This is a genomic window from Brevundimonas sp. NIBR11 (assembly GCF_027912535.1).
GTDB lineage: Bacteria > Pseudomonadota > Alphaproteobacteria > Caulobacterales > Caulobacteraceae > Brevundimonas.
Window position 1 is genome coordinate 1,471,860 of sequence record NZ_CP115465.1, and the last position, 26,349, is coordinate 1,498,208.

Genomic DNA, 26,349 nt, shown 5'->3' on the forward strand with positions numbered 1-26,349 from the left:
ATGCGGCCCGTCCTGTCCTCCTCGCCCCAAACCCTCGTCACCCGGGGCTGGTCCGATTACGCACTGCTCGACAGCGGCGACGGCAAGAAGCTGGAACGCTACGGCCCCTACACCGTCGTACGCCCCGAGCCTCAGTGCTTCTGGAAGCCCCGCGACCCCGACGCCTTCGCCCGCGCTACCGCCACCTTCGATCCGCAGCAGGAGAAGGATGACGAGGACGCCGGCCGCTGGCGCTTCGACGCTCACGGCCCCGTGGACGCTTTCCCGCTGGGCTGGCGCGACGTGAAGTTCGTCGGCCGCTTCACCCCCTTCCGCCACCTCGCCTTCTTCCCGGAACAGGCCGCCAACTGGGAGTGGCTGGACGCCAGCATCCGTACCCTGCAGCGCCCCAAGATCCTGAACCTGTTCGGCTACACCGGCGTCGCCTCGCTGGCCGCTGCGGCCGCCGGCGCCGAGGTCACCCACGTCGACGCCTCCAAGAAGTCCGTCGCCTACGCCCGCGAGAACGCCGAACTGTCCGGTATGAGCGACCTGCCCATCCGCTGGATCGTCGACGACGCCCGCAAATATGTGGCCCGCGAGGTTCGGCGCGGCTCGAAATACCACGGCATCATCCTTGACCCGCCCAAATACGGCCGCGGCCCGACCGGGGAGGTCTGGCGCCTGTTCGAGGACATGCCGGGCCTGCTCGCCGACTGCGCCGCCCTTCTGGCCGACGACGCCGACTTCCTGCTGCTGAACGCCTACGCCGCCCGCATCTCCGGCCTGTCCCTGGCCCACCAGATGCGCGAAGCCACGGCCGACCGTGGCGGCCGCATCGACTGGGGCGAGTTGGCCCTGTCCGAAGACGGTCCCGACGCCCGCGCCATCGGCCTCAGCTTCTTCGCCCGGTGGTCGGCCAGATGACCGAGCGTCTGATCACCTCCCTGACCAACGACACGGTCAAGGGCGTCCGCGCCCTGCATATGCGCAAGGAGCGCGAAGCGACCGGCGAATTCCTCGCCGAAGGTCTGAAGTTCATCGGCGAGGCCCTCGATCAAGGCCGTGCGCCCAAGATGCTGCTCGTCGGCATGGAGGCCCGCCCGCACCCGCTGCTGGACCGCGCCAAGGCCGAGACCCTCAAGTCCGGCGGCGAGGTCGTCGTCGTCACCCACCCGATCCTCGAGAAGATCAGCCGCCGCGAGAACCCGCAGACGGTGCTGGGCGTCTTCGAACAGGCCTATACGGCCCTCAGCGCCATCGATCCGAAGAGCGCCCCCGCCTGGGTCGCCCTTGAACAGGTCCGCGATCCCGGCAACCTCGGCACCATCATCCGCACGGCGGACGCGGCCGGTTGCGGCGGCGTCATCCTGATCGGCGACTGCGTCGATCCGTTCTCGGTCGAGGCCGTCCGCGCCACCATGGGCTCGGTCTTCGCCGTCGCCATCGCAAAGGCCACGCCCGCCGAGTTCCTCGCCTGGCGCGAGACCTGGCCCGGCAGCGTGGTCGGCACCCGTCTGGACGCCACGGTCGATCACCGCCGCGCCGCCTACGCCAAGCCCAGTCTGATCCTGATGGGCAACGAACAGGCGGGCCTGACCGACGCTCTCGCCGCCGCCTGCGACGTCAACGTCAAGATCCCCATGCGCGGCCGCGCCGACAGCCTGAACCTGGCCATCGCCACGGGCGTCATGGTCTATGCGGTGACGGACGACATCTAGGCGGCTCCTTCGCCTTCCTCGTTCTTCAGCCGCGTCATGGCCCACAGCGCCAGCGTGGTCAGCAGCGCCGCTGCGGTCAGGTACAGCCCCACCGCGCCCAGCCCGTAGGTCTTGCCCAGCCTGGTCGCGACATAGGGCGCCAGCGACGCGCCCAGAATGCCCGCGACATTGAACGCCATCGACGCGCCCGTGTAGCGAACCTCCGCCGGGAACGGCCGCGCCATCGCCGCACTCAGCGGCCCATAGGTGCAGCCCATCAGGGCGAAGCCGACCGCGAAGAAGACCAGCAGCCCCGTCAGCCCCGCTCCGAATAGCGGCCCGATGGCGAACCCGAACAGGCCGATGCCGATCGACGCCAGCATCAGGACCTTCAGCTGTCCCCACCGATCGGCCGCCAGCGCGGCGATCGGAATAAAGGCCCCGAAGAAGAGCACCCCCACCATCTGGATCGGCAGGATGTCGCCGCGCGTCAGCCCCAGTTCCGTCGTCGCCCACGACAGCCCCCAGACCGTCAGCAGGTAGAAGATCACGAAGGTCGTCGCCCCGCCCACGGCGCCCAGGGCCAACGCGCCCTTGTACCGGGCGAATAGGGTCAGGACCGGCGCCCTCACCCGCTCGGCCTTGTCGACGATCTTCTGGAACTCCGGCGTCTCGTGAATGCTCAGCCGAACCCACAGACCCACGAAGACCAGCACCGCGCTGGACACGAATGGAATGCGCCAGCCCCAGGCCAGGAAGTCCGCCTCGGCCATGAAGGTGGTCAGCAGGATGAAAGACCCGGTCGACAAAATGAACCCTATCGGCGCGCCCAGCTGCGGGAACATGCCGAACCAGGCCTTGCGTCCCGGCGGGGCGTTCTCGGTCGCCAGCAGCACCGCCCCGCCCCACTCGCCGCCCAGACCGAACCCCTGACCGAACCGGCACAGGGCCAGCAACAGCGGCGCGATCACACCGGCTTGCGAATGCGTCGGCAACAGGCCGATGGCGATGGTCGACAGCCCCATGGTCATGAGGGCGGCCACCAGCGTGGCCTTCCGTCCCACCCGATCGCCGAAGTGGCCGAACACGACCGCGCCCACCGGTCTTGCGAAGAAGGCGATGGCGAAGGTCACGAACGAACTCAGCTGCGCCGCGGCCGGATCCGTGCCGGGAAAGAAGAGCTGCGGGAACACCAGCACCGCCGCTGTGGCGTAGATGTAAAAATCGAAGAACTCGATCGTCGTGCCGCTCAGACTGGCGAACAGGACGCGGCGCGTCGACGCCGGGCTGGGCGCGATCAGCAGGTTGGCTTCGGTCACGGCGTTTCCCCTGTCTTGGCCTATCGATGCGTCCGCGAGCGGCCTCCGGTCAAGCGGCGTCAGGTCCCGCGCGGCTTGGCCCGACTGGTGGCCTCCGCCTCGGCCGGGTTCTCAGGCCAGGGGTGCCTCGGATAGCGCCCGCGCATTTCGGACCGCACATCCTTCCACGATCCGCGCCAGAACCCCGGCAGGTCCTTGGTCATCTGGATCGGCCTGCGCGCCGGCGACAACAGGGCCAGGGTCAGCGGAACCCGCCCGGCCCCCACCGTCGGATGGGTCGTCAGCCCGAACAGCTCCTGCACCCGGATGTCGACGCGCGGCCCGCCCTCGGCCCCATAGTCGATCCCCGCCGATCCGAGCGGCGTCGTCAGCCGCGCCGGCGCCAGCTCGTCCATCGCGCGGCGCCGATCCCAGGGCACAAGCGTCTCCACCCCCCGCGCCAGCGCCTCATCCCCGATCTGCGCCAGATGCTGCACGTTTTCCAGCAGCGGCCACAACCACTCTTCGCGCGCCTCCACCAGCGCCGCATCCGACACATCCGGCCACTCCGCATTCAGCTCGTGCAGAAATGCTAGCCGGGCCCGGACGGCCTCCGACCGCTCGCCCCATTTGAGTCCCTTCAGCCCCTCCGCCTCGACCTCGGCCTGCAGCGCCCTGGTGATCGTCGCCCGATCCGGCGCCCCGGTGATCTTCTCATCGAAGACGATGGCTCCCAAGCGTCGAATGCGCCGCACCACCATCCGCCCGGACGGCTCGCGCACCAGCCGGTCCTCGACCGTCATCCGCCGCTCCAGCCCCGCCGGATCGAGCGGCGCGGCCAGACGGATACGGTCCTTCGCGTCTCCACCGCCCAGATCCGCCACCGCCAGCCAACTCTCGCGCGCCAACCCGTCCGTCGGCTCCAGGAACGCCCCGCGCCCCGACGCCAGCAGAACCTCTCCCGGCCTCCCCCGCGCCTTGGCCACGCGCTCCGGAAACGCCTCTGCCAGCAGTTCGCCGACCTCGACCTCGCTCCCGCCCGATCCGCCGCCCGCCACCCTCGCCCAGCGTTCGACCAGCTTCCGCGCATCCAGCGCCCGCTGCGACCGATCCCGCTCGAACCCCTTCAGTCGGTCCCTGAGGTCGACCTCGTTCCCTCCCAGACCCGGCTCGCTCAGCACCGCCGCGATCCTCGCCCCCAGCACCGCCGCGCCCGCGTCCGACGCCGCCGCCACCAGATGCGCCAGCCTCGGCGCCAGCGGAATCCGCGTCAGCCTGCGCCCATGGGCCGTCAGCCCGCCCACCTCTTCCAGCGCCCCCAGCCGCGTCAGCACCGCCCGCGCCTCGGCCAGCGCCCCGGCCGGCGGCGCGTCCAGCAGCGCCAGCCCCTCGGTCGTCTTCGCCCCCCACCGCGCCAGATCCAGCGCCAGCCCGGTCAGATCGGCCTCCAGCATCTCGGGCCTCTGGTGTGGAACCAGCCCCCGCGTCGCCTCCTCGTCCCACAGCCGGTAACAGACGCCCGGCTCCGTCCGCCCGGCCCGTCCGCGTCTCTGCTCGGCCGACGACTTCGAGACCCTCACGGTCGCCAGCCGTGTCAGCCCGCTGGACGGCTCGAACCGGGGCACACGCGACAGGCCGCAATCGACGACTACGCGCACCCCCTCGATGGTTAAACTGGTCTCCGCCACCGAGGTCGCCAGCACCACCTTGCGCCGCCCGGCCGGGGCCGGCTCGATCGCCCGATCCTGCGTCGTCTTGTCCAGCGCGCCATACAGGGCGACTACGTCGACCGACGCATCCCTAAGCCGCTCACCGATTCTCTGCGCCGTCCGGTGAATCTCCCCCTGGCCCGGCAGGAAGACTAGCATCGACCCCGTCTGATCCCTCAGCGCCGTCAGCACCGCCCGAGCCGTCGCCTCCTCGATCCGCTCGACCGGATTGCGCCCGAGATAGATCGTCTCCACCGGAAAAGCCCGCCCCTGCGCCTCGATGACGGGCGCCCCGTCCAGGAGCCGCGACACTCCCGCGATATCCAGCGTCGCAGACATCACCAACAGCTTCAGGTCGTCCCGCAGCACCGACTGGCTGTCTCGCGCCAATGCCAGACCCAGGTCGGCGTCCAGACTGCGCTCATGGAACTCGTCGAACAGGACAGCCCCCACGCTTTCCAGCCCGGGATCGTCCAGGATCATCCGCGTAAAGACCCCCTCGGTGACCACCTCGATCCGCGTCCTGGCGCCCACGCGGCTCTCCAGCCGCGTTCGGTAGCCGACGGTCTCCCCGGCCGCTTCCCCGAGCGTCTGCGCCATCCTCTCCGCCGCGGCCCGCGCGGCCAGTCGTCGCGGTTCCAGCAAGAGAATCTTTCGCTCACCCAGCCAGTCAGCCCCCAGGAGGGCCAACGGAACCACGGTCGTCTTCCCCGCCCCCGGAGGCGCGGCCAGCACGACCGCCGGGCTTGCAGCGACGGCGGTTTTCAGCTCTTCGAGAACGGCGTGGATAGGCAGGGTCATTGGGGCTCAAGTAGCGCAAAGCGCGATAGCCCCAAGTAAAAAGCCCGATTGTACGCTTGCGACCAGGCGTCCAAATCGCGCCTCACCGCGTAGCTCGACGCCGGAAAAGCAGTTCACGAAAGCGTCTTCAGCCGGTCATGCCGATGATACCGCGTTGCGCCGAGGCCTTTCCGTGGTTAGCGTCCCGCCCAAACCGGCAGGGGTCCGGAAAACACATCGAGGGGAAGTTCATGTGGCGCGTTAAGTCGCTCGACGCGATTCTGGCCACGGCCGAGAAGAAATCGCTTCATCGGTCGCTCGGTCCTGTCCAGCTTACGCTGCTGGGCATCGGGGCCATCATCGGCACGGGGATCTTCGTCCTCACGGCATCGGCCGCCCAGAAGGCCGGCCCCGGGATGGCGATCAGCTTCATCATCGCCGGCGTCGTCTGCGCGGTCGCTGCGCTCTGCTATTCGGAACTGGCGGCCATGGCCCCGGTGTCCGGCTCGGCCTACACCTACACCTACGCCGTCATGGGCGAGTTGCTCGCCTGGTGCGTGGGCTGGGCGCTGATTCTGGAATACGCCGTCGCCGCCTCCGCGGTGTCCGTCGGCTGGTCCGGCTATGTACTGGGGCTCATAGAGAACGGGTTAGGGTTCGATTGGCCCGACATGCTTCAGGCAGGTCCGACCTGGTCGATGAACGGCTTCATCCCGACACCCGACTTCTCCGCCGGCCTGATCAATATCCCGGCCATCATCGTGGCGCTGGCCGTGACCCTGCTGCTGATGCTGGGCACGACTGAGTCGGCGCGTGTGAACGCGATCCTGGTGGCCATCAAGGTCGTCGCCCTGACCGTCTTCATCGCCCTGACCCTGCCGGTCATCAACTCCGAGAACTTCACGCCCTTCGCGCCGAACGGCCTGTTCGGGTCGTCCTCGGGCATGGGCATCGTCGGCGCTGCCGCGTCGATCTTCTTCGCCTACGTCGGCTTCGACGCCGTTTCGACGGCCGCCGAAGAAACCAAGAACCCGCAACGCAACGTGCCCATCGGCCTGATCGGCTCGCTGGCCATCTGCACCATCTTCTACCTGCTGGTCGCCGTCGGCGCGATCGGCGCCATCGGCGCTCAGCCGGTGACCGGCCCGGCCGGTGAAGCGATCCAGCCGGGTTCGCCCGCCTTCGTCGCCGCCTGCTCGATTGCGTCCAACGCCAACGCCCTGGTCTGCTCGAACGAGGCCCTGGCCCACGTCCTGCGCGAGATCAACTATCCCGCCGTCGGCAACGCCCTGGGCCTGGCCGCCATGCTGGCCCTGCCTTCGGTCATTCTGATGATGATCTACGGCCAGACCCGCATCTTCTTCGTGATGGCGCGCGACGGCCTCCTGCCGGAAGGCCTGACCAAGATCCACTCGAAGTGGAAGACGCCCTACATCGTGACCCTGTTCACGGGTATCGCGGTGGCCATCGCGGCCGCGCTGTTCCCGGTCGGCCAGTTGGCCGACATCTCGAACTCGGGCACGCTGTTCGCCTTCTTCATGGTGTCGCTGGCCGTGCTCATCCTGCGTGTGAAGGAACCGAACCGTAAGCGTCCGTTCAAGACGCCCCTGGTCTGGATCATTGCCCCGCTCTCGGCCGCCGGTTGCGCCTTCCTGTTCTGGAACCTGCCGCACGACGCCAAGATGGTGCTGCCGATCTGGGGCGGCATCGGCCTGGTGATCTACTTCCTGTACGGATACCGCAAGAGCCACGTCGCGCGCGGTCTGGTCGAGGTCCACGAGACCGACGCCGACCTGCCGCCGCCGCCCGCGGCGACCTGATCGGATCACGACCGAAAAGACGAAGGCCCGGGAGCGATCCCGGGCCTTTTTCTTGGGTGCACTGACCTCGCGGCGCGGGGCCAGCACAAACGGTCGAGTGAGGCGACAACCCGCGCTCAAGCAGCGAGCCGCCGCGCGGCGCGCGATAGCGCCCTCAAAGATGGTGCGGATGAGAGGACTCGAACCTCCACATCTCTCGATGCCAGAACCTAAATCTGGTGCGTCTACCAGTTTCGCCACATCCGCGTGGCGCGCGGTGTAGGGCCACTTGGCCGCCGCGACAACTCTTCTGTCAGTTCAGTCTGGGCTAACTGATCCCCGATCCCCTAGCAGGGCCGCCTCCCCGCTTCTCCGAGGCCGATCCCATGACCCCAGGCGCCATCGCCGTCCTGTCGCTCAGCATGTCGACGGACGCCTTCGCGGCCGCCGTGGGGCGCGGCGCCTCGCATCGGCCCGATTGGCGATCGGCGGTCAAGGCCGGCGCCGTCTTCGGCCTGATCGAGGCGATCACCCCTCTGATCGGCTGGGCGCTCGGCCTGATCGCCGCCGGTTTCGTCGAGAAGATCGACCACTGGATCGCCTTCGTCCTTCTGGCCGTCGTCGGCGGCAAGATGATCTGGGAGGCCTCGAAACCCGCCGAGGCCGAGGCCGACGCCTCCCGTTCCGGCCCCTGGGCCCTGATCGCCACCGCCGTCGGCACCAGCATCGACGCGGCGGCCGTCGGCGTGGGCCTGGCCTTCCTCGGCGCCAACATCTGGGTGATCGCCCTGTCGATCGGGCTGACGACCTTCGCCCTGACCACGGTCGGCATGCTGATCGGCCGCAGCATCGGCGCCCGCTTCGGCAAGGTGGCCGAGTTCGTAGGCGGACTCGCCCTGATCACCCTCGGTACGCTCATTCTGCTGGAACACCTCGGGATTCTGGCCGCCTGAGGCCCGTCCGAAAGGTGGCATTAACCTTAATCGTCGAGGGTCGGACCGAGCTTCGCAGGTGCCCCAGAGTCGATGAACGCCGCCGATCGTCCGATCATCATCAAGAAGATCAAGAAGGTGGTCGGGGGCGGCCACCACGGCGGCGCATGGAAGGTGGCCTACGCCGACTTCGTGACCGCCATGATGGCCTTCTTCCTTCTGATGTGGCTGATCAACACCACCGACCCGGAACAGAAGCGCGGCATCGCCGAGTATTTCGCCCCCGCCAGCGTGTCCCAAACGACCTCCGGCTCCGGCGGCATCCTGGGCGGCACCTCGCTGGGCGAGGACGGCTCCAAGTCGTCCGGCTCCATGTCGGTGCTCGAGCAACAGGCCCCCGAAGCGCCCCAGGACGCTCCCGAGGAAGCCGGAACCAACGCCCACCTCGCCGCCGCCTCGGAAGAGGAGCTGCGTCAGGAAATCGCCGCCCGCGAGGCCGCCGAGTTCCAGTCCGCCGCCGAATCCCTGCGTCAGGCGATGCAGCGCATGCCCGAGCTGGCGGAGCTGTCGAAACAGCTGATCATCGACCAGACGCCCGAGGGTCTGCGCATCCAGCTGGTCGATCAGGAGGGCCGTTCGATGTTCGAACAGAACTCGGCCCGCCCCAACGCCCGCGCCCAGGTCCTGCTGCGCGCCATCGCCACGGTCATCAACCGCCTGCCGAACCGCATCTCGATCTCGGGCCACACCTCGGCCGTCGCCGGGTCGGGCCGCGCCTCGACGCCTGGCGACTGGCCCCTGTCCGCTGGCCGCGCCGATGCGTCCCGCGCCATCCTCCAGGCCGCTGGCGTCGACGCCGACCGCGTGTATTCGGTCGCGGGCAAGGCAGGCTCCGATCCGCTGTACCCGGACGATCCGTCCCTCGCCGGCAACCGCCGCATCGCCATCGTCCTCCTGCGCGAGGCCCCGGTCCTGCCCACGGACACCAGCCTGTGATGGCCGCCGGGTTCGGCCACGGCGCGAACCACCTTGCGGCGCAGCACGCTTTGTCGCCAAATCGTTCGATGACAGCGGTCCCGCCACACGCCGGTCCCAATAAGGTGCGGACGTAGAGACGTGACGCAGCACGTACCGACACGCCAGCTCCGCTTCTTCATGACGGCGGTCGCGCCCTGCCCCTATCTGCCCGGCATGACCGAGCGGAAGGTCTTCGCCAATCTGCCCTTCTCGGACGGCGCCCACGTCAACGACGAGCTGACCCACGCCGGCTTCCGCCGCAGCCAGAACATCGCCTACCGTCCGGCCTGCGAGGATTGCGACGCCTGCGTCTCCGTCCGCCTGCCCGCGCCGGAGTTCGTCTTCTCGCGCGGCCAGCGCAAGGTTCTCGCCCGAAACGAGGACCTGTCGCGCGACCTCGTCGAAGCCGAGGCGACCCAGGAGCAGTTCGCCCTCCTGAAACGCTACCTCGCCCATCGCCACCCGGGCGGCGGCATGACCGACATGACTTGGCAGGACTATATCGCCATGGTCGAAGACACGGCGGTTCGCACCCACCTGATCGAGTACCGCCTGCCCTCCAGCGACGGAGGACCGGGCGATCTGGTCGCCGTGACTTTGGCCGATCTGCTCAGCGACGGCCTTTCGATGGTCTACAGCTTCTTCGATCCCGACCTGGCCAAGCGGTCGCTCGGCGTCTTCGCCATCCTCGACCACCTGCGTCAGGCCCAGGCCGTCCGCCTGCCCTACGTCTATCTGGGCTACTGGGTCCAGGGCTCGCCCAAGATGGACTACAAGGCCCGCTTCCGTCCGATGGAGGTCCTGAAGCCTCTCGGCTGGACCCGCGTCGATTAGGTATAGGGCACTGCGGTCGAGCTCGTCTGCGGCGCCGCAGTCGCCGATCCGAACACCGGCGCCTCCACCCCGTCCCACGGCCCCGGATCGCGCCCGCCGCCGAACTTGACCAGGGCTGCGATCCGCTTCTCGATCGACGGATGGGTGGCGAACAGGGCGTCGGTGAACCCCTCGCGCTCATTGTCCAGGAACATGCCCTGCACATCGTCCGGCGCCTGCAGCTTGGACCGCCCCGACACCTTCCTCAGCGCCGCGATCATCGAATCCGGGTTCTTGGTCAGCTCGACCGCGCCCGCGTCCGCCACATACTCCCGCGTTCGCGACAGCATCATCCGGATCACGATGGCGAACAGATAGCCGACCGCCGCGATGGCGAACCCGATCAGGATCAGCGGCCCCGAGTTCTTGTTGTCCTTGCCGCTGTTGCCCCGAACATAGAACAGCCCCCGGAACACCAGTTGGCATATGACGCTGATGATACCGGCGAAGATCGAGGCGATCACCATGGTCCGCACGTCCTTGTTGATGACGTGGGTCAGCTCGTGCGCCAGCACCGCCTCCATCTCGTCGCGGTCCAGCGCGGCAATCAGCCCGCGCGTCACCGTCACGCTGTAGTGGCCCTCGCGGATGCCTGAGGCGAAGGCGTTCAGACTGTCCGACTCGATGATCCGCAGCGTCGGCGTCCGCAAACCGCGCGAGATCGCCAGGTTCTCCAGCAGATTATAGAGCTCGGGCTCGGCCTGGCGGGTGACCGCGCGCGCGCCGGTCATCACGTCGATCAGGGCCTGATTGCCGAACCACGCGATCGCAAACCAGATCAGGGCGATCACGACGGCCAGCGGGATCGTCCCTGCCAGCATATTGACCGCATAGCCGAGGTCCTGCCCCAGGGTCCCGCCCGAGTTGGGCAGGTAGCCGAACCCCATCAAGACCAGCTCCAGCCCGAACAGGACCAGGGTCAGCATGACCGGAAACCCGATCAGCAGCAGGGTCGAACGGGTGTTGTTCGCCCAGATGTGGGTCTGAAGACCGACAGCGGCCATGCAGGCTTAGAACTTCACCGACGGGGCGGCGGCGTTCATGGCGGCGCGGTCGGCCGCGCTGACCTCGAAGAAGGGCTTCTCCGAGCCGAAGCCGAACAGCCCGGCGAACAGCACGGTCGGGAACTGGGCCCGGACAGCGTTGAACTCGGCCACGGCGTTGTTGAAGAACCGCCTGGCGGCCGCCAGCTTGTTCTCGATGTCCGAGAGCTCCCGCTGCAGCTCCAGGAAGTTGGTGTTGGCCTTTAGGTCAGGATACGCCTCGGCGACGGCGAACAGCTTGCCCAGGGCGCTGGTCAGCATGTTGTCGGCCTGCACCTTCTGGTCGACCGTCGTCGCCCCGGCGGCGGCGGCGCGCGCCTGCGTCACGGCTTGCAGCGTGCCGCTCTCGTGGGCGGCGTAACCCTTCACCGTCTCCACTAGGTTCGGGATCAGGTCGTTCCGCTGCTTCAGCTGCACGTCGATGTCGGCGAACGACTGATCCGCCTTCTGATCCAGCGCGACCAGCTTGTTGTAGCTCCCCATGACCACGAAGATCAGGACGACGACGATGACGCCGATGACGATGAGAGTGATCATGAGATGGTGTCCCCTGCGATGCCGGTGATTATCGCGCGCGCCGTGGTCGCCGGATAGTGAAATCGCCGTGACCTTCGCCGCACGGTTCTAGGATGCGAAATCCTCCGGCAGGCCCTCGGTGACCAGCCGTCCGCCTGTGTAGCGTACGTCGTCCGTCACCTCGCGATAGGCGAAATCCGGCGTCGGCCAGGCTTCCATCGCCTCCACGGTCTCGAACTCGGCTTCGCCCATGATCAGCCCGGCCAACGCGCCTTCGAACACGTCGACCGACACATCGGCCCCATCGATCTTGCCGAGATAATGCCGCGTCTTGCGCAACATCCTTCCCGGCAGCGCCGACAGCAGCCGGTACTCCTCCGGCGACAGATAGATCGAGGTCAGCAGCCGCACCGCCGGATTGACGTCGGCCTTGCGACCCAGCCGCAGCATCTCCGGCCCGCCGTCAGTGGGCACGGCCCGCCGCAGCCGCAACTGCGTCCCCGTCACATAGAGGTCCTCGTAGGCCTCGCTCCGAGCGACCCGGTCGAACGGCACGGCCCGGCACAGCCAGCGGCGCTCACGCTCGATCCAGGCGTATTTCGATTTGGGCCACCCCAGCGCAGCCGCGGTGGCCTGGTCGATCTCGGGCACGCGGCTCTCCTTGGTCACGACCGAATCTGGCGTTCACCAAGCCTAACTGTCTAGCTCTGCAGATAGAAACACTGGCCACTTTGTTCTTGCTTTGTTCCCATAGGATACTTAGCCTTCCGTCATGTCTCCCGCTCCCCTGCCGAAGAAAGGACGCGGCGCGCGCACCAACGCCTCCGGTCGTTTCGAACCCGTCGTCCATGAGGATTTCGACGACGGCTGGACCGCCGAGGACGAGACGCCCGCCCCGCTCCGGACCACCCTAACCCCCGAACACGCCCGCAAGATCATCACCACCAACACCAGTCCGGACATCGGTTTCGACCGCTCGATCAATCCCTACAAAGGCTGCGAACATGGCTGTATCTACTGCTACGCCCGTCCATCCCATGCCTACATGGGCCTATCCCCGGGCCTGGATTTCGAAAGCCGGCTCTTCTTCAAGCCCGAGGGGCCGCGTCTCCTGGAACAGGAGCTCACGGCCCGCAAATACGTCTGCAAACGTATCCACATAGGCGGCAACACCGACCCCTATCAGCCGGTCGAGCGCGTTCAGCGCATCACACGCGGCCTGTTGGAGGTCCTGCAACGGTTCAATCAGCCCTTCTCCATCATCACCAAATCGAATCTGATCACGCGCGATGTGGATATCCTGGGCCCGATGGGCCGCGACGGTCTGGCCAGCGCCTTCGTCTCGATCACGACGCTGGACCGCGATCTCGCCCGCACCATGGAGCCGCGCGCCGCGACGCCCGCCCGTCGCCTCGACGCGGTGAAGCGGCTGGCCGACGCCGGCGTCCCTGTCGGCATCGGCTTCGCCCCCGTTATCCCCGGCCTCAACGACCATGAGCTGGAGGCCGTGCTGGAAGCCGGCGCCAAGGCCGGCGCGACCACGGCCATGTATGTCACCCTGCGCCTGCCGCTTGAGATCAAGGACCTGTTCCGCGAATGGCTGGCCGACGCCCGCCCCGACCGCGCCGCCCGCGTCATGTCCCTGGTCCGGCAAACCCGCGGCGGCAAGGACTACGACGCCGACTGGTCCCAGCGCATGAAGGGTGCGGGCCCTGTCGCCGACCTCATCTCCGCCCGTTTCAAGGCGGCGGTCAAACGCTACGGCCTCGACGGGCCGAGGCATCAGCTGGACGAAACGAAGTTTCGAGTGCCTGCCGATGCGCGCCCCCAGTTGGAACTGTTCGGCTGATCTTCCGCTCCCTCGCTCTTGTCGAGTGCAATGAGGTTTTGTCCTCAACCCTCTGGAACCCAAGGCCTCTCCTGAAAATGGACTCTCTGGACTCGGTGTCGCCAGAGTCCAAATCCCCGGTGGACCCGACTCACCCCCATCGGCACCCTGTCCGAATGCGCGACTCCCGCCCCCGCCCCTGATCCATGCCCGGCTTCTACGAGTTCTTCGCCGGGGGCGGCATGGTCCGCGCAGGTCTCGGCGCGGGCTGGGACTGCCTGTTCGCCAACGACTTCGACGCCAGAAAGGGCCTGACCTATCAGGCCAACTGGGGCACGGGCGGCGAACTGACCGTCGGCGACATCCGCGCCCTGTCCGCCGACGCCCTGCCCGACCGCCCCGACCTCGTCTGGGGCAGTTTCCCGTGCCAGGACCTCTCCCTCGCCGGCCACGGTAAGGGCCTGGCCGGAGAGCGCTCCGGAACCTTCTACGCCTTCTGGGATCTCGTCACCGGCCTCGCCGCCGAGGGCCGCGCCCCCCGCCTCGTCGCCGTCGAAAACGTCTGCGGCGCCCTGACATCCCGGAACGGCCAGGACTTCGAGGCCATGGCCCGGACCTTCGCCGAGGCCGGCTACCGCTTCGGCGCCCTGGTTATCAACGCCGACCTCTTCACGCCCCAGTCCCGCCCCCGCCTGTTCGTCGTCGGCCTCCACGCCGACACAGAGCTTTCCGAGGGCTTGACCTCGCCCGAGCCGCTGGCCCCCTTCCACACCCCGGCCGTCATTCGCGCCGTCGACCGCCTGCCCGCCGACCTCCGCGCCAAGGCCCTGTGGTGGAACCTCCCGACCCCGCCCCACCGAACCCAGGTCTTCGCCGACCTGATCGAAGAGGCGCCTGACAGCATCGCCTGGCACACGCCCGCCGAAACCGACCGCCTCCTCTCGATGATGAGCCCGGTCAACCGCGCCAAGGTCCAGGCCGCCCAACGCGCCGGTCGCCGCATGGTGGGCGGCGTCTATCGCCGCACCCGCACCGAAGCCTCGGGGAACAAGGTCCAGCGCGCCGAGGTCCGTTTCGACGACGTCGCCGGCTGCCTCCGAACCCCTTCCGGAGGCTCCAGCCGCCAGACGATCCTGGTGATCGACGGTCCCCGCATCCGCTCCCGCCTGATCTCCGCGCGCGAGACGGCCCGCCTGATGGGCCTGCCGGAGAGCTACATCCTTCCGCGCCGCTATTCCGACGCCTACCATCTGACCGGCGACGGCGTCGTCGTCCCTGTCGCCCGCCACCTGGCCCACCACCTGCTCGAGCCCTTGATCGGCGCGCCGCAAGCCAAGGCCCAGGCCGCCTAGCGTCGGAACACGCCCACCAGTTCGACATGGGTCGACCACAGGAACTGGTCCACCGGCGTGACCGTCTCCAGCCGGAACCCGGCGTCGATCAGCATCCGCGCATCCCGAGCGAAAGTCTGGGGATTGCAGGACACCCCGACCACGACCGAAGCCTTGGTGTCCTTGATCTGGGCCGTCTGATCGATGGCGCCGGCCCGCGGCGGGTCGAACACGATGGCCTCGCACCCCTTGAGGTCGTAGGGCGTCAGCGGCCGGCGGAACAGGTCGCGCGCCTCCGCCGTGATCTGTTTCATCCCCTTGGCCGAGCCGATCCCCGCCTTCAGGGCCACGATCCCGGCCGCCGAGGCGTCCGCCGCCAGCACGCTCCCGACCGTCGCCAACGGGAAGGTGAAGGTCCCGGTCCCGCAGAACAGGTCCGCGATCTTCTTCGCCCCCCTCACCGCGTTGAGCGCCCGATCCACCATCGCCTTCTCAGCCTCCGGCACAGCCTGCAGGAAGCCGCCCGCCGGCAGGGGCACGGTCGCCGGCCCAAACTGGATCCTCGGCTGCCGCGCCATCATCAGGGTCTCTCCGGCCATGGACAGCCGGGCGACATCGGCTTCCCGCGCCGCTCGGATCGCCTGCATCTGCCGATCCGCCGAAAGGCCGCCCGACTTGCGCTCCACCCCCGTCACATCGACGTCCAGCCCATCCAGAGTCCAGGTCACATGCAGGCTGGGCGCCGACTTCGGATGCTCTAGAAACGCCGCCGCCACCTTTTTCAGGGGCGGGAACATCGCCACCAGCCGGGGATCCGCCACCGGACAGCTCGACACCTCGACCAGCCGCCAGGACTTCCGCGCCTTGAATCCCAGGACGACCTGCCCGTCCTCCAGTCGCCGCGCATGGAGGGCCAGACGTCGCCGTGTCCCGGGCGGCACGGCCACCGTGGCCTCGACCTCGGTCTCGATCCGTTCGCGCGCCAAGGCGCCGATCACCTGATCTCGCTTCCAGTCCAGATAGGGTCCGCTCGCCCAGTGTTGCAGCGAACACCCACCGCAGTCCCCGTACTGCGGCGACACCGGTGCGATCCGGTCCGGGCTGAATTCCAGGATCTCCGGCGTCTCCATTCGCCCGTCGACGACCTCGCCTCGCACGGTTTCCCCGGGCAGGGTCAGGGGTGCGAACACGGCCCCCCCGACCACGAAGGCCATCCCGTCCCCCTGCCCGGCCACCCGGTCGATCTTCAGCGTCGTCGTCATCCGGGGCTTCTAGGCGGTCCAACAAAAAATCGAAACCTGAACGAAGATGAACGACCCGCTCAAAACGCGTTCAGGTTCGAAGGCCCATACATCGCCTCAACAAGACGCCGGACCTTCCTGGCGCCGAACAGGGGTTTTCGATATGACCGCCTTCGTGAAGTCCGCCGTCGCCGCCGCTGCACTCGCCGCCGCCGCCACCATGGTTCCCGCCGCCGCCTCGGCCCAGTCGTACGGCTACGGCTACGGCAATGGTTACAACCAAGGCTACAGCCAGTCCTACAACGACCGCTACTACGATCGCTGCGAGACCTACGGCCAAGGCCGGACCGCAGCGGGCGCCACCCTCGGCGCCGGCATCGGCGCCGTCGCCGGCTCCCAGATTGCAGCGCGCGGTCGCCGAACGGAAGGCTCGGTCATCGGCGGCGTCCTCGGCGCCATCGTCGGCGCCCAGGTCGGTCGCTCCTCGAACGACAACTGCCGCTCGACCACCACGTATTCGCCGGCCCAGACCTACTATCGTTCGAACGACCGCTACGACGATCGGGCGTACAACTCGGGTCGCTACTACGACGATCGTGGATACCGGGACGACTATCGTTACGACCGCCGGGACGACCGTCGCTATGAGAACGGCTACGAAATCTCGGCCGATGGCCATTACTATTTCGATCCGCGCCGCGGCTGGCTGCCGCGCTGAGATCAAGCCCATCGCGGCCCTGGTTAGTTTTCAGCCCCCCTGTCGATCAGGGTCGTGACGGAGCCGCCGGTGGAGCAATCCACCGGCGGTTTTCTTTTTTGGGTGTCGCCGACGCTCGCCGCGCGGCGGCTCCCTGCTTGAGCGACGGAGCTTGGTCAGGCTCGCTTGGCCCACAGCAGGAACTCCACGTTGCCGTCGCCGCCCGTGATCGGGCTTTCGGCTGTCGCCTGCACCGACCAGCCGCTGTTCTCCAGCCAGTCCGAGACCTTGCGGACCGCTTCGGCGTGAGCTTCGGGATCCTTGACCACGCCCTTCTTGCCGGAGTCCTTTGGTCCCTCGCCCTCGAACTGGGGCTTGACCAGGGCGATCAGGTCCGCGGCCTCTTCCGCCAGCCCCAGCGCCGCCGGCAGAACCTTGGCCAGGCCGATGAAGCTGGCGTCGCAGACGATCAGGCCGGGCGTCTCGGCAATGATTTCGGTGTCCAGACTGCGGGCGTCCGTCTTCTCCAGATTGATCACGCGCGGGTCGCCCGAGACCTTCGAATGCATCTGGCCCTGACCGACATCGACGGCGAAGACCTTCGCCGCGCCGCGCGCGAGACAGACCTCGGTGAAACCCCCGGTCGAGGCGCCGACGTCCAGCACGACCCGTCCCTCGACCGTCACCGGCCACAGGGTCAGGGCGTGATCCAGCTTCAGCGCCGCCCGCCCGACCCAGCCGTGCGGCTCGACCACGGTCACGACCGCGTCCTCGCTGACGCCCTGGGACGCCGCGCGGGCGGGCTCACCATCCACGGTGACGCCGCCCGTCTCGATGGCCGCCTTGGCCCGCGACCGGCTCTCGACCAGACCGCGCTGGACCATCAGATGGTCCAGCCGCATCTTCGGCCCGAAGTCAGCCAAGATCGGCCAGCCGCGCCAGAGCGGCTTCCAGACGCGCCTTGCCGGCTTCGGCCTCGGCCAGCTTGGCCCGCTGTTCCTCGATCACGGCTGGGGCCGCGCGCTCGACGAAGTTTGGGTTGCCCAGCTTCTTCATCACATGGCCGACGTCGCTCTCGAACGCCCCGATCTCCTTGGTCAGGCGGGCCTTCTCGGCCGTCAGGTCGATGATCCCGGCCAGCGACAGGGCCGCCGCCGAACCGCCGGACACGAAGGTCACCGCCCCGGCCGGCGCGGCCTCGGCCGTCGCGACCTCCGACACCCGGGCGAGCGTCAGGATCAGATCGCGGTGACGCGTCGCCCGGTCCGAGGTCGCCGCATCGGGCGCCACGAAGGTCAGCGGCGGCTTGGCCCCCGGCGGGACGTTCATCTCGGCGCGCAGGCCGCGCACCTCGCCCACCAGATCGACCAGCCAGCCGATCTCGGACTCGGCGTCCGCGTCGATGAAGCTGTCCGGCAGCACGGGCCAGGCCGCGCCGATCAATGTCGCCTCGTCCCGCGGGGCGCCCTCCTTGCCCAGCTCGGCCCACAGCTCCTCGGTGATGAAAGGCATGACCGGATGAAGCAGCTTCAGCGTCTGGTCCAGGGTCCAGGCCGTCATCGCCCGCGTCTCGGCCTTGGCGGCCTCGTCGGCGCCGCTGAAGACCGGCTTGGCCAGTTCCAGATACCAGTCGCAGAAGACGTTCCAGACGAACCTGTAGAGCGCCGAGGCCGCGTCGTCGAAACGCCCGCCCTCGACCGCTTCGGACACCGCCCGCTCGGCCTTGGTCAGCTCGCCGCGAACCCAGCGGTTGATCGTCTGCTCGACCCTCGCCGGATCGAAGCCCTCGACCCGAACCGCCTCATTCATCTCGGAGAAGCGGGCGGCGTTCCACAGCTTGGTGCCGAAGTTGCGATAGCCCTCGATCCGCTGCTTCGACAGCTTGATGTCGCGCGTGCCCGACAGGATGGCCATGGTGAAGCGCAAGGGATCGGCGCCCAGCTCGTCGATGATGACCAGGGGGTCGATGACGTTCCCCTTGGACTTCGACATCTTCTGGCCCTTCTCGTCGCGGACGAGGCCATTGATGATGACGCGCTTGAACGGGACCTCGTCCATGAAGTGCAGGCCCATCATCATCATCCGGGCGACCCAGAAGAAGATGATGTCCGCCGCCGTGACGAGGTCCGAGGTCGGATAGAACCGCTCCAGATCCTCCGTCTTCTCCGGCCAGCCCATGGTGGAGAACGGCCACAGGGCCGAGGAGAACCAGGTGTCGAGGACGTCCTCGTCCTGCGCCAAGGCCTTGCCGCCCGACTGCGCGATGGCCTCCGCCTCCGTCTCGGCGACGTAGATGTTTCCGTCTGCGTCGTACCAGGCCGGGATGCGGTGCCCCCACCAGAGCTGGCGCGAGATGCACCAGGGCTCGATGTTGCGCAGCCATTCGAAATAGATCTTCTCGTATGACTTCGGCTCGAAGACCGTGTCGCCGGTCTCAACAGCCTTCAGCGCCGGCTGGGCCAGGGTGTGGGCGTCGACGTACCACTGGTCCGTCAGCCACGGCTCGATGACGACGCCGGAGCGGTCGCCATGCGGGACGACGTGACGAGTCTTCTCGATCTCGCGCAGCCAGCCAGCCTCCTCCGCCAGGGCCACGATGGCCTTGCGGGCGGCGAACCGGTCCATGCCGTCGTACTCGGCGGGGATGTCTGGCGTATCGGCCGTGGTGATCCGGGCGAAGGCGTCCAGCACGTTCAGGGCCTGCAGCCCCGCGCGCTTCCCGACTTGGAAGTCGTTAAAGTCATGCGCCGGCGTGATCTTCACCGCGCCCGAGCCCTTGGCCGGATCCGCGTAGTCGTCGGCGACGATGGGGATGCGGCGCCCCGTGATCGGAAGGGTCACGAACTTGCCGACCAGCGGTCTGTATCGCTCGTCGTCGGGATGCACGGCCACGCCGGTGTCGCCCAGCATGGTCTCCGGCCGGGTCGTCGCCACGACGATGAAGTCCCGCGTCTCGAACTCGGTCGCCTTGCCTTCGTCGTCGAAGGCGATCGGGTATTCGAACGTCACCCCGTCAGCCAACGGATAGGCGAAATGCCAGTAGGCGCCCTCGAGCTCGCGCTGCTCCACCTCCAGGTCCGAGATGGCCGTCTGGAACTGCGGGTCCCAGTTCACCAGACGCTTGTCGCGATAGATCAGCCCGTCCTTGTGCAGCTGAACGAAGACCTTGCGGACGGCGGCGTTCAGCCCCTCGTCCAGGGTGAACCGCTCGCGCGACCAGTCGCAGGAGGCGCCGAGGCGCCGCAGCTGCTGGACGATGGTCCCGCCGGATTCGGCCTTCCACCCCCAGACCTTCTCGATGAAGGCCTCGCGACCCATGTCGCGGCGGCTGACGTTGCCCGCGGCCGCCAGCTGGCGCTCGACCACCATCTGGGTGGCGATACCCGCGTGGTCCGTACCCGGCAGCCACAGCACCGACTTGCCGCGCATCCGGTGATAGCGGGCCAGGATGTCCTGCAAGGTGTTGTTCAGCGCGTGGCCGATGTGCAGCGAGCCCGTCACGTTTGGCGGCGGGATGACGATCGAATAGGCCTCGGCCGCGCCTTCGGTCGGCGCGAAGGCGCCGGAGGCCTCCCACTGGGCGTAAATCCGGCCTTCGGCGGCCTTCGGATTGAACGTCTTCTCAAGCATCAGGTATCTCAAAAGCAGAAGGGGCGGCCCATCGGAGCCGCCCCTGTTGGTCTTAGTCGCCGGTGGCGAGCGGGGCTAGCCCGCGGTGCGGGCGATGCGTTCGACTTCCTTCCTTACCGCCGCCTCGACGATGCCGGGCAGGTTGGCGTCGAGCCAGTCCTTCAGCATCGGACGCAGCAGCGAACGGGCCAGGTCGTCGATGGTCGGGCCGGTGCCCCCCGTCGGGGTCGGCTCGGCGGGCTTGGCGAAAGCGGCGGATAGGCCTGCGAAGGCCGAAGCCGAGGCCGCAGCCGCGCTCGCGCCGACGATCGCCTCCTCGGACACCGGCTGGGGCGCGGGCGCGGGACGTTCCGGCTCGGCGAACGCGGTCGGGAAAGGTTCCGGCTCGGGATCGGCCGGGGCGGTGACGTCCAGGTCGCCGATCGTCTGGGCGGCCGGCGCTTCGTAGCGGTCGGTCAGGTCGAAGATTTCCTCTTCCTCGACCGCCGGCTCGGGCTCCTGCATCGACGGGGTCGCGTCCATCAGGGCGGGCGACGGCTCGACGACCGGCTCGGGCGTGGGCTCGGGCGCGGCCTCCGCCGCCGCCGGGGTGTCGTCCTCGGAGATGATCCGGCGAATGGACGCCAGGATTTCTTCCATCGTCGGTTCTTGGGCGGTGGTGTCGGTCATGGTCGAGCCTTCGATGAACCGGCGCCGACCCCATCAGGCCAACGCGTGACGAACAAAGTGGATCGGGGCCGACGGTCCGCCCTGCCCCACTGCTTTTCGTCGCATCAACGCCCTTTGGAATCAACGGGCGTTTTCGCGTCGCTGGTTAATCCGTCGGCGTTTACTGGGCCGGAGGGGCCGTGCGAACGATCTGGCCGTCCAGCTGGGTGTCGATCGGGGCGTTCTCGGTCTCGTTGGCCGGCGTGACCGGAGGGGCCGCGACGCGGTCCAGCGTCTCGATCAGGCTGTCCCACGGCAGGGCGCCGCGGTTGCGCACGCGCTCGGCGTTCGCCGCAGCGTCATAAACCTCGATGCCGGGCGCCAGGTCTTCACCGCTGAGACGCCCCATCGACGACAGCAGCGAGGCCTGGGCGACGTAGAGATTGCGCTTGGCCACGGCCAGGTTGATCTCGGCATTGCGCAGCTCCAGCTCGCCGTTCAGCACGTCCAGCGTGGTGCGCAGGCCGACCTGCTGTTCCTGACGCACGCCCTCGGCGGCGATGCGCGCCGCGCTGACGCCGGCGACGCCCGCTTCGAGCTGCGACCGGTTGGACACGACCTGGGCGAAGGCGCTCGAAACGCCCTGCAGCACCGAGCGCTTCTGGCGGTCGATCTCGATCTTGGCGGCGTTGGCCTGCTCCAGGGCCTGGGCGACGCGCGAGCTGTTCAGACCGCCGGTGAACAGCGGCACCGACAGGCTGACGCCCGCCTGGAAGGTATTGGTGCGGTCCGACAGATCGAAACCGCTGACCGAGGTCGCCGCGCCGTAGGAGCTGGAAAGGCCGACCGACGGCAGATAGGCCGAGCGGGCCTGGGCATGACGGGCCTCAGCCGCCTGCAGATCATACTCGGCCGCCATCAGATTGGGGTTTTCCGCCAGGCCGATGTCCAGGGCCGTGTCGAAGTCGGCGGGCACGCCCGGCAGAGCCGGCGGCTCTTCCAGATTGGTCGGGGCCTGACCGACGATGGCGGCGTAGGTCGCGCGCGAGACCGACAGCTGGGCTTGCGCGCCGGCCAGATCGGCTTCGGACAGGGCCAGGCGCGCCTCGGACTGGGACACGTCGGTGCGGGTGATCTCGCCGACTTCGAAGCGGGCGTTCGATTCGTCGAGCTGGCGGCGCAGGACTGCCAGGTTGGCCTCGCGGATGCGCAGAATCTCCACGTCGCGCTGCACGTCGACATAGGCCTGGATCACGGCCGCCAAAACCTGCTGCTCGATGCTGCGCAGCCCTTCGCGGCCGCTGCGAACAGAGGCCTCGGCCGCATCGATGCCGCGCGCCAGACGACCGCCGGAATAGAGGGTCTGGTCCACCGCGATGGTCGCGCCGACCGAGTCGCTCTCAGTCGTTTCGCGCGATGGGGGGATCTCGTCGATCCCGTCTCCGTTGAAGTCGACCCCGGGAACGGGCGAGCTGGTGTTGCGATAGCTGGTCGAAGCGCTCACCGACAGGGTCGGACGCAGTCCGGCCCGGGCCTGGGGCACCGCTTCGTCCAGAGCCCGCTGCTGAGCGCGTTGGCCCTGCAACGTCGGGTTGGTGCGATAGGCCAGAGCGATGGCTTCCTGCAGGGTCTCGGCCCAGGCGGGAGCGGCCAGACCGGCCGTGACGGCGACCAGAGCGACCGAGGCGAGCGCGCGCGAACGTTTGAACATGACAGTATCCCGATGGGCGTCGCAAACGGCGCCGGTATCCTATGCGAGCCTGATGCGTGACCAGCTAAAGCTACGCCAGTTAAGTTTTTTTCACGCGACCGCCACCCGACTCCGTCGTAATCGCGTCAATCAGAGGGCGAATGCGGGCGCGGGCGTCATTTCCGCCAGCACAGGCGGCGCCGCATCGAAGAGCTCGCGGCGCGACACGCCTTCGCGACCCTTGACATACAGCACCGCACGGCCGTTCGGGCCGGGCCGTTCGACCACCGCCAGGCGACCGCCGACCCGCAGCGCCGCCAGCCAGGCGGTCGGGCGAACCGCGACCGCGCCCTCGGACACGATGATGTCCCAGTCGCCTCCCGTGGGTTGCGTCAGGGGCGCCGTTACCGTCGCCACGCCCGCCTCGGCCAGAGCCGGCCCGACGATGTCGAGCACGGCCTGATCGGCTTCCTGCGCCGTCACCGAAACCTTCATCGCGGCCAGAACGGCGGCGGCGTAAGGACCGGCCAGGGCCAGGGCGGTCTCGCCCTCGCGGGCGTCCAGCGCCTGAATCAGCTTGGAGACTTCGCGCACCTGCATCAGGCGACGGCCGGCCGCGATCTCGACCTCGACTTCGCCATAGGCGGCGAAGGCCTGATCCGGGGTGCAAAAGCGTTCACGCGGCACGGTCATCAGGGCGGCCTGCAGCCCCCGGTCGGTGACGTCGTTCACCCGGACCTGGGAGTCCACCATGACCTTGCGAGCGGCGGCGTAATCCATCTGCGGCGAAATCCCTGAAGCGAGCGACCCGAACGGTCGGAAATCTGGCGCGCTTATAGGTCCGTGCATCGCATGCGACAATCCGCGTTGCAGCGGCTGAACCGATCTGATAGCGAACGCCCCTCGCGATCTGGGGCCCTCTCGAAGAGCCCTATGGCCTGATGGCGGAGTGGTGACGCAGAGGACTGCAAATCCTTGCACCCGGGTTCGATTCCCGGTCAGGCCTCCATCGCGATCTCATTGAGATCGCGATGATTCTTCAGATTGGGGCCGTTAGCCAGCCGATTGCGCCGGCGCCGCCGACAGCCGCCGCCACGACGCCGATCGCCACGGCGATCCGCATGTTCCGGCTCATGAAACCCAGAATACCCGTCATGTCGTCCTCCCCAGACGACCCATAGCGTCACGGAAATCGACGTTCATCAAGGTGCACGGATCGTTAACGCGCTGAAATCGCGGAGGTGTCAGCGATCCGACACGGTCGTGATCTGGTAGAGGGCCAGCGCGCTGGTCACGGCGACATTCAGGGAGTCGAAACCGCCCGCCATGGGAATGCCGACGGTCTTCACCCGTTCCATGACGGCCGGCGGCAAGCCGGGACCCTCCGAGCCCACCAGAACGGCTTTTCGCCCCCCGCCGCTCAGCCCCACAAGCGGCTCCGTCGCGCCCGGCGACAGGGCGATGACCTGGAAACGCTCGGCCTCCAACGCCGCGATCAACCCGGCCAGTGAGGTCGAAGCCGCGCTCGGCGTCCTCAGCACAGCACCGACCGACACCCGGATCGCCTTGCGATAGAAGGGATCGCAGCACCGCTCGTCCCGCAGAACCGCCGCCGCCCCGAACGCCGCCGCGTTCCGAAACAGCCCGCCCATATTGTCGTGATTGCCGATTCCGGCCGCCGCCAGAACGACGCAGTGCTCCGGCAGCCTGGCCAGCACCGCGTCCACCGGCCGCTCCGCCGGCTTCTCTCCCAGAGCCAGCAGGCCGCGATGCAAGGGAAAGCCGGCGATTGCATCGATCACGCCTTGAGATGCCGCATAGACCGGCACGCCCGCGCCCGCCGCTGCGATCAGCTCTGCTTGTGCCTCCACCCGGTTCGCCGCGATGAGCAGCGAGCGCGCCCGGCACAGGGAAGAGGGCGAAAGCAAAGTGCGAATCACGACCTCGCCCTCGGCCACGAACAGGCCTTCGCGCCCCGTCAGGTCGCGCTCGCGAATGTCGCGATAGGCCGCCACGCGGGGATCGGCGGGGTCTTCGATGAACTGAATGGCGATGGCTGACTTTTCCCGTTGCACAATCAAGAAGGCCGCTGCTATAGGCGCGCCTCCCGAGTTTCTGTTCCGCGGTAGCTCAGTGGTAGAGCAGCCGACTGTTAATCGGCTGGTCGTAGGTTCGAATCCTACCCGCGGAGCCACTCGGGGCCTTTAGCCCGAAAACGAAGAAGCCCTGCCGCCTTTCGGCGATGAGCGTCTCGGCGCGCCAAATTCGCCGGCGACCTCCCGTCGGCAAACCGAGGCCTGGCTCATGTATCCGCGTCCCGCGACCATCGGCATCGATTTCGGCACCACCAACACTGTCGTCGCCCTGACCGACCCGGATGGCTCGACCGCCGTCGTGCGATTCGACGCGCCCGGCGGCGACCTCGCCACCTTCCGTTCGACCCTCAGCTTCCAGCTCCACCCCGGCGCGGACGGCCGTACGCCGGAGCGTGTGGTCGAGGCCGGCCCCTGGGCCATCGACGCCTATGTCGAGGATCCGCTGGAGACCCGCTTCATCCAGTCGTTCAAAACCTTCGCCGCATCGGCCGCCTTCACCGAGACGGTCATCGACAACCGCCGCTACAAATTTGAAGATCTGCTGGCCGCCTTCCTCCTGCGGGTGCGGCACCATGCGGACGGCCAGCTCGACGCCCTGCCGCCCCGCGTCATCGTCGGTCGTCCGGTCACCTTCGCCGGCGGTTCTCCCAACCCCCAACTCGCGCTGCAACGCTACGAGACTGCCTTCCAGCGGCTCGGCTTCACCGACATCCGCTATGCCTACGAGCCTGTCGGCGCCGCCTTCTTCTTCGCCCGCACCCTGACCGAGCCCGCCAACGTCCTCGTCGCCGACTTCGGCGGCGGCACGAGCGACTTCTCCATCGTCCGCTTCGAGCCCACGCGCGAAGGCCTGCGCTCGACGCCGCTCGCCCGGTCCGGCGTCGGCGTTGCCGGCGACGCCTTCGACTACCGCATCATCGACCAGCTGGTGTCGCCCGAACTGGGCAAGGGCGGTCTGTACCGCGCCGTCGGCAAGCGTCTGCCGATCCCCCAGCGCTACTATTCCGCTTTCGCTCGCTGGGATCAGCTGGCCCTGCTGCGCGCCTCGCGCGACATGAAGGACATCCGCGCCCTCGCCCGCACCGCCGAGGAGCCCGAGAAGCTCGGCCGCCTGATCGAGGTGCTGGACGACAACCACGGCTATGCCCTCTACCAGGCCGTCTCCCGCCTGAAGATGGACCTGTCACGCGATCGGACGGCCGCCTTCGCCTTCCACGCCGGGTCGGTCCGTATCGAAGCCGAGGTCGCGCGTTCGGATTTCGAGAGCTGGATCGCGCCCGAGCTCGCCGCCATAGAGACCGCCGTCGACGAAGCCATCGCCGGATCGGGTCTGCATCCCGACCAGATCGACCGCATCTTCCTCACCGGCGGCACCTCCTTCGTCCCGGCCGTGCGCGACATCTTCCACCGCCGATTCGACAGGACGAAGATCGAGACCGGCGGCGAGTTCGAATCCATCGCCTCGGGCCTCGCCCTGATCGGGCGGGAATCGGACCTCGACCTTTGGAGCGAGCGTCGCTGACGAGACAGGGCTGAGGCCGC

22 protein-coding genes and 3 tRNA genes are annotated in these 26,349 nt (G+C 68.1%); 12 read left to right on the top strand and 13 right to left on the bottom strand.

Features of this window, described 5'->3' with window-relative positions; translation table 11 throughout:
- Complete coding sequence (locus O5O43_RS07300; RefSeq protein ID WP_271086240.1) at window positions 1–906, top strand: class I SAM-dependent methyltransferase; 906 nt, start codon at window positions 1–3, stop codon at window positions 904–906.
- On the top strand, window positions 903–1,700 hold the full coding sequence (locus O5O43_RS07305) for an RNA methyltransferase (RefSeq protein WP_271086241.1): 798 nt from the start codon (window positions 903–905) through the stop codon (window positions 1,698–1,700). Before O5O43_RS07300 ends, O5O43_RS07305 begins: the two co-directional genes overlap by 4 nt.
- Here O5O43_RS07305 and O5O43_RS07310 read toward each other — a convergent pair.
- Both O5O43_RS07310 and hrpB read right to left on the bottom strand, forming a co-directional pair.
- The gene (locus O5O43_RS07310) at window positions 1,697–2,998 is read right to left on the bottom strand and encodes an MFS transporter (RefSeq protein ID WP_271086242.1); all 1,302 of its coding nucleotides are present in this window, start codon (window positions 2,996–2,998) and stop codon (window positions 1,697–1,699) included. The two genes, O5O43_RS07305 and O5O43_RS07310, sit on opposite strands and share 4 nt — an antisense overlap.
- Before the next feature lie 59 nt (window positions 2,999–3,057).
- Window positions 3,058–5,487, bottom strand: coding sequence for an ATP-dependent helicase HrpB (hrpB, locus tag O5O43_RS07315; protein WP_271086243.1), 2,430 nt, complete (start codon window positions 5,485–5,487; stop codon window positions 3,058–3,060).
- A gap of 230 nt (window positions 5,488–5,717) precedes the next feature.
- Here hrpB and O5O43_RS07320 point away from each other — a divergent pair, with 230 nt between their 5' ends.
- A complete protein-coding gene (locus tag O5O43_RS07320; protein ID WP_271086244.1) occupies window positions 5,718–7,286 on the top strand; it encodes an amino acid permease in 1,569 nt (522 codons plus the stop codon).
- 161 nt (window positions 7,287–7,447) lie between these two features.
- Here O5O43_RS07320 and O5O43_RS07325 read toward each other — a convergent pair.
- Window positions 7,448–7,532: transfer RNA gene (locus tag O5O43_RS07325), tRNA-Leu, on the bottom strand.
- A gap of 119 nt (window positions 7,533–7,651) precedes the next feature.
- Between O5O43_RS07325 and O5O43_RS07330 the strand changes: the two genes are divergently transcribed.
- The 3 genes from O5O43_RS07330 to O5O43_RS07340 all read left to right on the top strand — a co-directional run bounded on the left by O5O43_RS07330 (window position 7,652) and on the right by O5O43_RS07340 (window position 10,048).
- The gene (locus tag O5O43_RS07330) at window positions 7,652–8,218 is read left to right on the top strand and encodes a manganese efflux pump MntP family protein (protein WP_271086245.1); all 567 of its coding nucleotides are present in this window, start codon (window positions 7,652–7,654) and stop codon (window positions 8,216–8,218) included.
- 72 nt (window positions 8,219–8,290) lie between these two features.
- On the top strand, window positions 8,291–9,193 hold the full coding sequence (locus O5O43_RS07335) for a flagellar motor protein MotB (protein WP_271086246.1): 903 nt from the start codon (window positions 8,291–8,293) through the stop codon (window positions 9,191–9,193).
- Window positions 9,194–9,313: 120 nt separating this feature from the next.
- Window positions 9,314–10,048: an arginyltransferase gene (locus O5O43_RS07340; protein ID WP_271086247.1), complete on the top strand. Its 735-nt coding sequence runs from the start codon at window positions 9,314–9,316 to the stop codon at window positions 10,046–10,048.
- On the opposite strand, the gene O5O43_RS07345 is transcribed toward O5O43_RS07340, so the two are convergent.
- The 3 genes from O5O43_RS07345 to O5O43_RS07355 all read right to left on the bottom strand — a co-directional run bounded on the left by O5O43_RS07345 (window position 10,045) and on the right by O5O43_RS07355 (window position 12,297).
- Window positions 10,045–11,091, bottom strand: a complete 1,047-nt coding sequence (locus tag O5O43_RS07345) for a M48 family metallopeptidase (protein ID WP_271086248.1) — start codon at window positions 11,089–11,091, stop codon at window positions 10,045–10,047. The genes O5O43_RS07340 and O5O43_RS07345 overlap by 4 nt on opposite strands.
- A gap of 6 nt (window positions 11,092–11,097) precedes the next feature.
- Entirely contained in the window at window positions 11,098–11,667 is a 570-nt protein-coding gene (locus O5O43_RS07350; RefSeq protein ID WP_271086249.1) for a LemA family protein, read from the bottom strand.
- Window positions 11,668–11,754: 87 nt separating this feature from the next.
- A complete protein-coding gene (locus O5O43_RS07355; RefSeq protein WP_271086250.1) occupies window positions 11,755–12,297 on the bottom strand; it encodes a hypothetical protein in 543 nt (180 codons plus the stop codon).
- Between the two features lie 121 nt (window positions 12,298–12,418).
- Here O5O43_RS07355 and O5O43_RS07360 point away from each other — a divergent pair, with 121 nt between their 5' ends.
- The gene (locus O5O43_RS07360; RefSeq protein WP_271086251.1) at window positions 12,419–13,495 is read left to right on the top strand and encodes a PA0069 family radical SAM protein; all 1,077 of its coding nucleotides are present in this window, start codon (window positions 12,419–12,421) and stop codon (window positions 13,493–13,495) included.
- A gap of 185 nt (window positions 13,496–13,680) precedes the next feature.
- Complete coding sequence (locus tag O5O43_RS07365; RefSeq protein WP_271086252.1) at window positions 13,681–14,826, top strand: DNA cytosine methyltransferase; 1,146 nt, start codon at window positions 13,681–13,683, stop codon at window positions 14,824–14,826.
- Here the strand turns inward: O5O43_RS07365 and O5O43_RS07370 are convergent.
- Entirely contained in the window at window positions 14,823–16,067 is a 1,245-nt protein-coding gene (locus tag O5O43_RS07370) for a class I SAM-dependent RNA methyltransferase (protein WP_271086253.1), read from the bottom strand. The genes O5O43_RS07365 and O5O43_RS07370 overlap by 4 nt on opposite strands.
- A 142-nt stretch (window positions 16,068–16,209) precedes the next feature.
- On the opposite strand from O5O43_RS07370, the gene O5O43_RS07375 reads away from it, so the two are divergent.
- Window positions 16,210–16,764, top strand: coding sequence for a glycine zipper 2TM domain-containing protein (locus tag O5O43_RS07375; protein ID WP_271086254.1), 555 nt, complete (start codon window positions 16,210–16,212; stop codon window positions 16,762–16,764).
- 155 nt (window positions 16,765–16,919) lie between these two features.
- Here O5O43_RS07375 and O5O43_RS07380 read toward each other — a convergent pair whose 3' ends face one another.
- The 5 genes from O5O43_RS07380 to O5O43_RS07400 all read right to left on the bottom strand — a co-directional run bounded on the left by O5O43_RS07380 (window position 16,920) and on the right by O5O43_RS07400 (window position 23,491).
- Window positions 16,920–17,645, bottom strand: a complete 726-nt coding sequence (locus O5O43_RS07380) for a TlyA family RNA methyltransferase (protein ID WP_271086406.1) — start codon at window positions 17,643–17,645, stop codon at window positions 16,920–16,922.
- A gap of 13 nt (window positions 17,646–17,658) precedes the next feature.
- Window positions 17,659–20,373, bottom strand: a complete 2,715-nt coding sequence (locus O5O43_RS07385; protein WP_271086255.1) for a valine--tRNA ligase — start codon at window positions 20,371–20,373, stop codon at window positions 17,659–17,661.
- Window positions 20,374–20,448: 75 nt separating this feature from the next.
- On the bottom strand, window positions 20,449–21,042 hold the full coding sequence (locus tag O5O43_RS07390; RefSeq protein WP_271086256.1) for a DUF2497 domain-containing protein: 594 nt from the start codon (window positions 21,040–21,042) through the stop codon (window positions 20,449–20,451).
- A gap of 160 nt (window positions 21,043–21,202) precedes the next feature.
- Window positions 21,203–22,732: a TolC family outer membrane protein gene (locus tag O5O43_RS07395; RefSeq protein WP_271086257.1), complete on the bottom strand. Its 1,530-nt coding sequence runs from the start codon at window positions 22,730–22,732 to the stop codon at window positions 21,203–21,205.
- Window positions 22,733–22,861: 129 nt separating this feature from the next.
- Window positions 22,862–23,491, bottom strand: a complete 630-nt coding sequence (locus tag O5O43_RS07400; protein WP_271086258.1) for a protein-L-isoaspartate O-methyltransferase — start codon at window positions 23,489–23,491, stop codon at window positions 22,862–22,864.
- Window positions 23,492–23,646: 155 nt separating this feature from the next.
- Between O5O43_RS07400 and O5O43_RS07405 the strand changes: the two genes are divergently transcribed.
- Window positions 23,647–23,720, top strand: a tRNA-Cys gene (locus O5O43_RS07405).
- 235 nt (window positions 23,721–23,955) lie between these two features.
- Here the strand turns inward: O5O43_RS07405 and O5O43_RS07410 are convergent.
- Window positions 23,956–24,792: an RNA methyltransferase gene (locus O5O43_RS07410; RefSeq protein WP_271086259.1), complete on the bottom strand. Its 837-nt coding sequence runs from the start codon at window positions 24,790–24,792 to the stop codon at window positions 23,956–23,958.
- A gap of 38 nt (window positions 24,793–24,830) precedes the next feature.
- On the opposite strand from O5O43_RS07410, the gene O5O43_RS07415 reads away from it, so the two are divergent.
- Window positions 24,831–24,905 (top strand) — tRNA-Asn (locus O5O43_RS07415).
- Window positions 24,906–25,015: 110 nt separating this feature from the next.
- A complete protein-coding gene (locus tag O5O43_RS07420; protein WP_271086260.1) occupies window positions 25,016–26,329 on the top strand; it encodes an Hsp70 family protein in 1,314 nt (437 codons plus the stop codon).
- Window positions 26,330–26,349 lie beyond the last annotated feature (20 nt).

Excerpts from the sequence above, each read along its gene's own strand:
- hrpB (WP_271086243.1), bottom strand. The coding sequence starts at position 5,487 with ATGACCCTGCCTATCCACGCCGTTCTCGAAGAGCTGAAAACCGCCGTC.
- O5O43_RS07350 (WP_271086249.1), bottom strand. The coding sequence starts at position 11,667 with ATGATCACTCTCATCGTCATCGGCGTCATCGTCGTCGTCCTGATCTTC.
- O5O43_RS07330 (WP_271086245.1), top strand. The coding sequence starts at position 7,652 with ATGACCCCAGGCGCCATCGCCGTCCTGTCGCTCAGCATGTCGACGGAC.
- O5O43_RS07395 (WP_271086257.1), bottom strand. The coding sequence starts at position 22,732 with ATGTTCAAACGTTCGCGCGCGCTCGCCTCGGTCGCTCTGGTCGCCGTC.
- O5O43_RS07300 (WP_271086240.1), top strand. The coding sequence starts at position 1 with ATGCGGCCCGTCCTGTCCTCCTCGCCCCAAACCCTCGTCACCCGGGGC.
- O5O43_RS07360 (WP_271086251.1), top strand. The coding sequence starts at position 12,419 with ATGTCTCCCGCTCCCCTGCCGAAGAAAGGACGCGGCGCGCGCACCAAC.
- O5O43_RS07380 (WP_271086406.1), bottom strand. The coding sequence starts at position 17,645 with ATGCGGCTGGACCATCTGATGGTCCAGCGCGGTCTGGTCGAGAGCCGG.
- O5O43_RS07385 (WP_271086255.1), bottom strand. The coding sequence starts at position 20,373 with ATGCTTGAGAAGACGTTCAATCCGAAGGCCGCCGAAGGCCGGATTTAC.
- O5O43_RS07375 (WP_271086254.1), top strand. The coding sequence starts at position 16,210 with ATGACCGCCTTCGTGAAGTCCGCCGTCGCCGCCGCTGCACTCGCCGCC.
- O5O43_RS07370 (WP_271086253.1), bottom strand. The coding sequence starts at position 16,067 with ATGACGACGACGCTGAAGATCGACCGGGTGGCCGGGCAGGGGGACGGG.
- O5O43_RS07345 (WP_271086248.1), bottom strand. The coding sequence starts at position 11,091 with ATGGCCGCTGTCGGTCTTCAGACCCACATCTGGGCGAACAACACCCGT.
- O5O43_RS07365 (WP_271086252.1), top strand. The coding sequence starts at position 13,681 with ATGCCCGGCTTCTACGAGTTCTTCGCCGGGGGCGGCATGGTCCGCGCA.
- O5O43_RS07390 (WP_271086256.1), bottom strand. The coding sequence starts at position 21,042 with ATGACCGACACCACCGCCCAAGAACCGACGATGGAAGAAATCCTGGCG.
- O5O43_RS07320 (WP_271086244.1), top strand. The coding sequence starts at position 5,718 with ATGTGGCGCGTTAAGTCGCTCGACGCGATTCTGGCCACGGCCGAGAAG.
- O5O43_RS07335 (WP_271086246.1), top strand. The coding sequence starts at position 8,291 with ATGAACGCCGCCGATCGTCCGATCATCATCAAGAAGATCAAGAAGGTG.
- O5O43_RS07400 (WP_271086258.1), bottom strand. The coding sequence starts at position 23,491 with ATGGATTACGCCGCCGCTCGCAAGGTCATGGTGGACTCCCAGGTCCGG.
- O5O43_RS07305 (WP_271086241.1), top strand. The coding sequence starts at position 903 with ATGACCGAGCGTCTGATCACCTCCCTGACCAACGACACGGTCAAGGGC.
- O5O43_RS07420 (WP_271086260.1), top strand. The coding sequence starts at position 25,016 with ATGTATCCGCGTCCCGCGACCATCGGCATCGATTTCGGCACCACCAAC.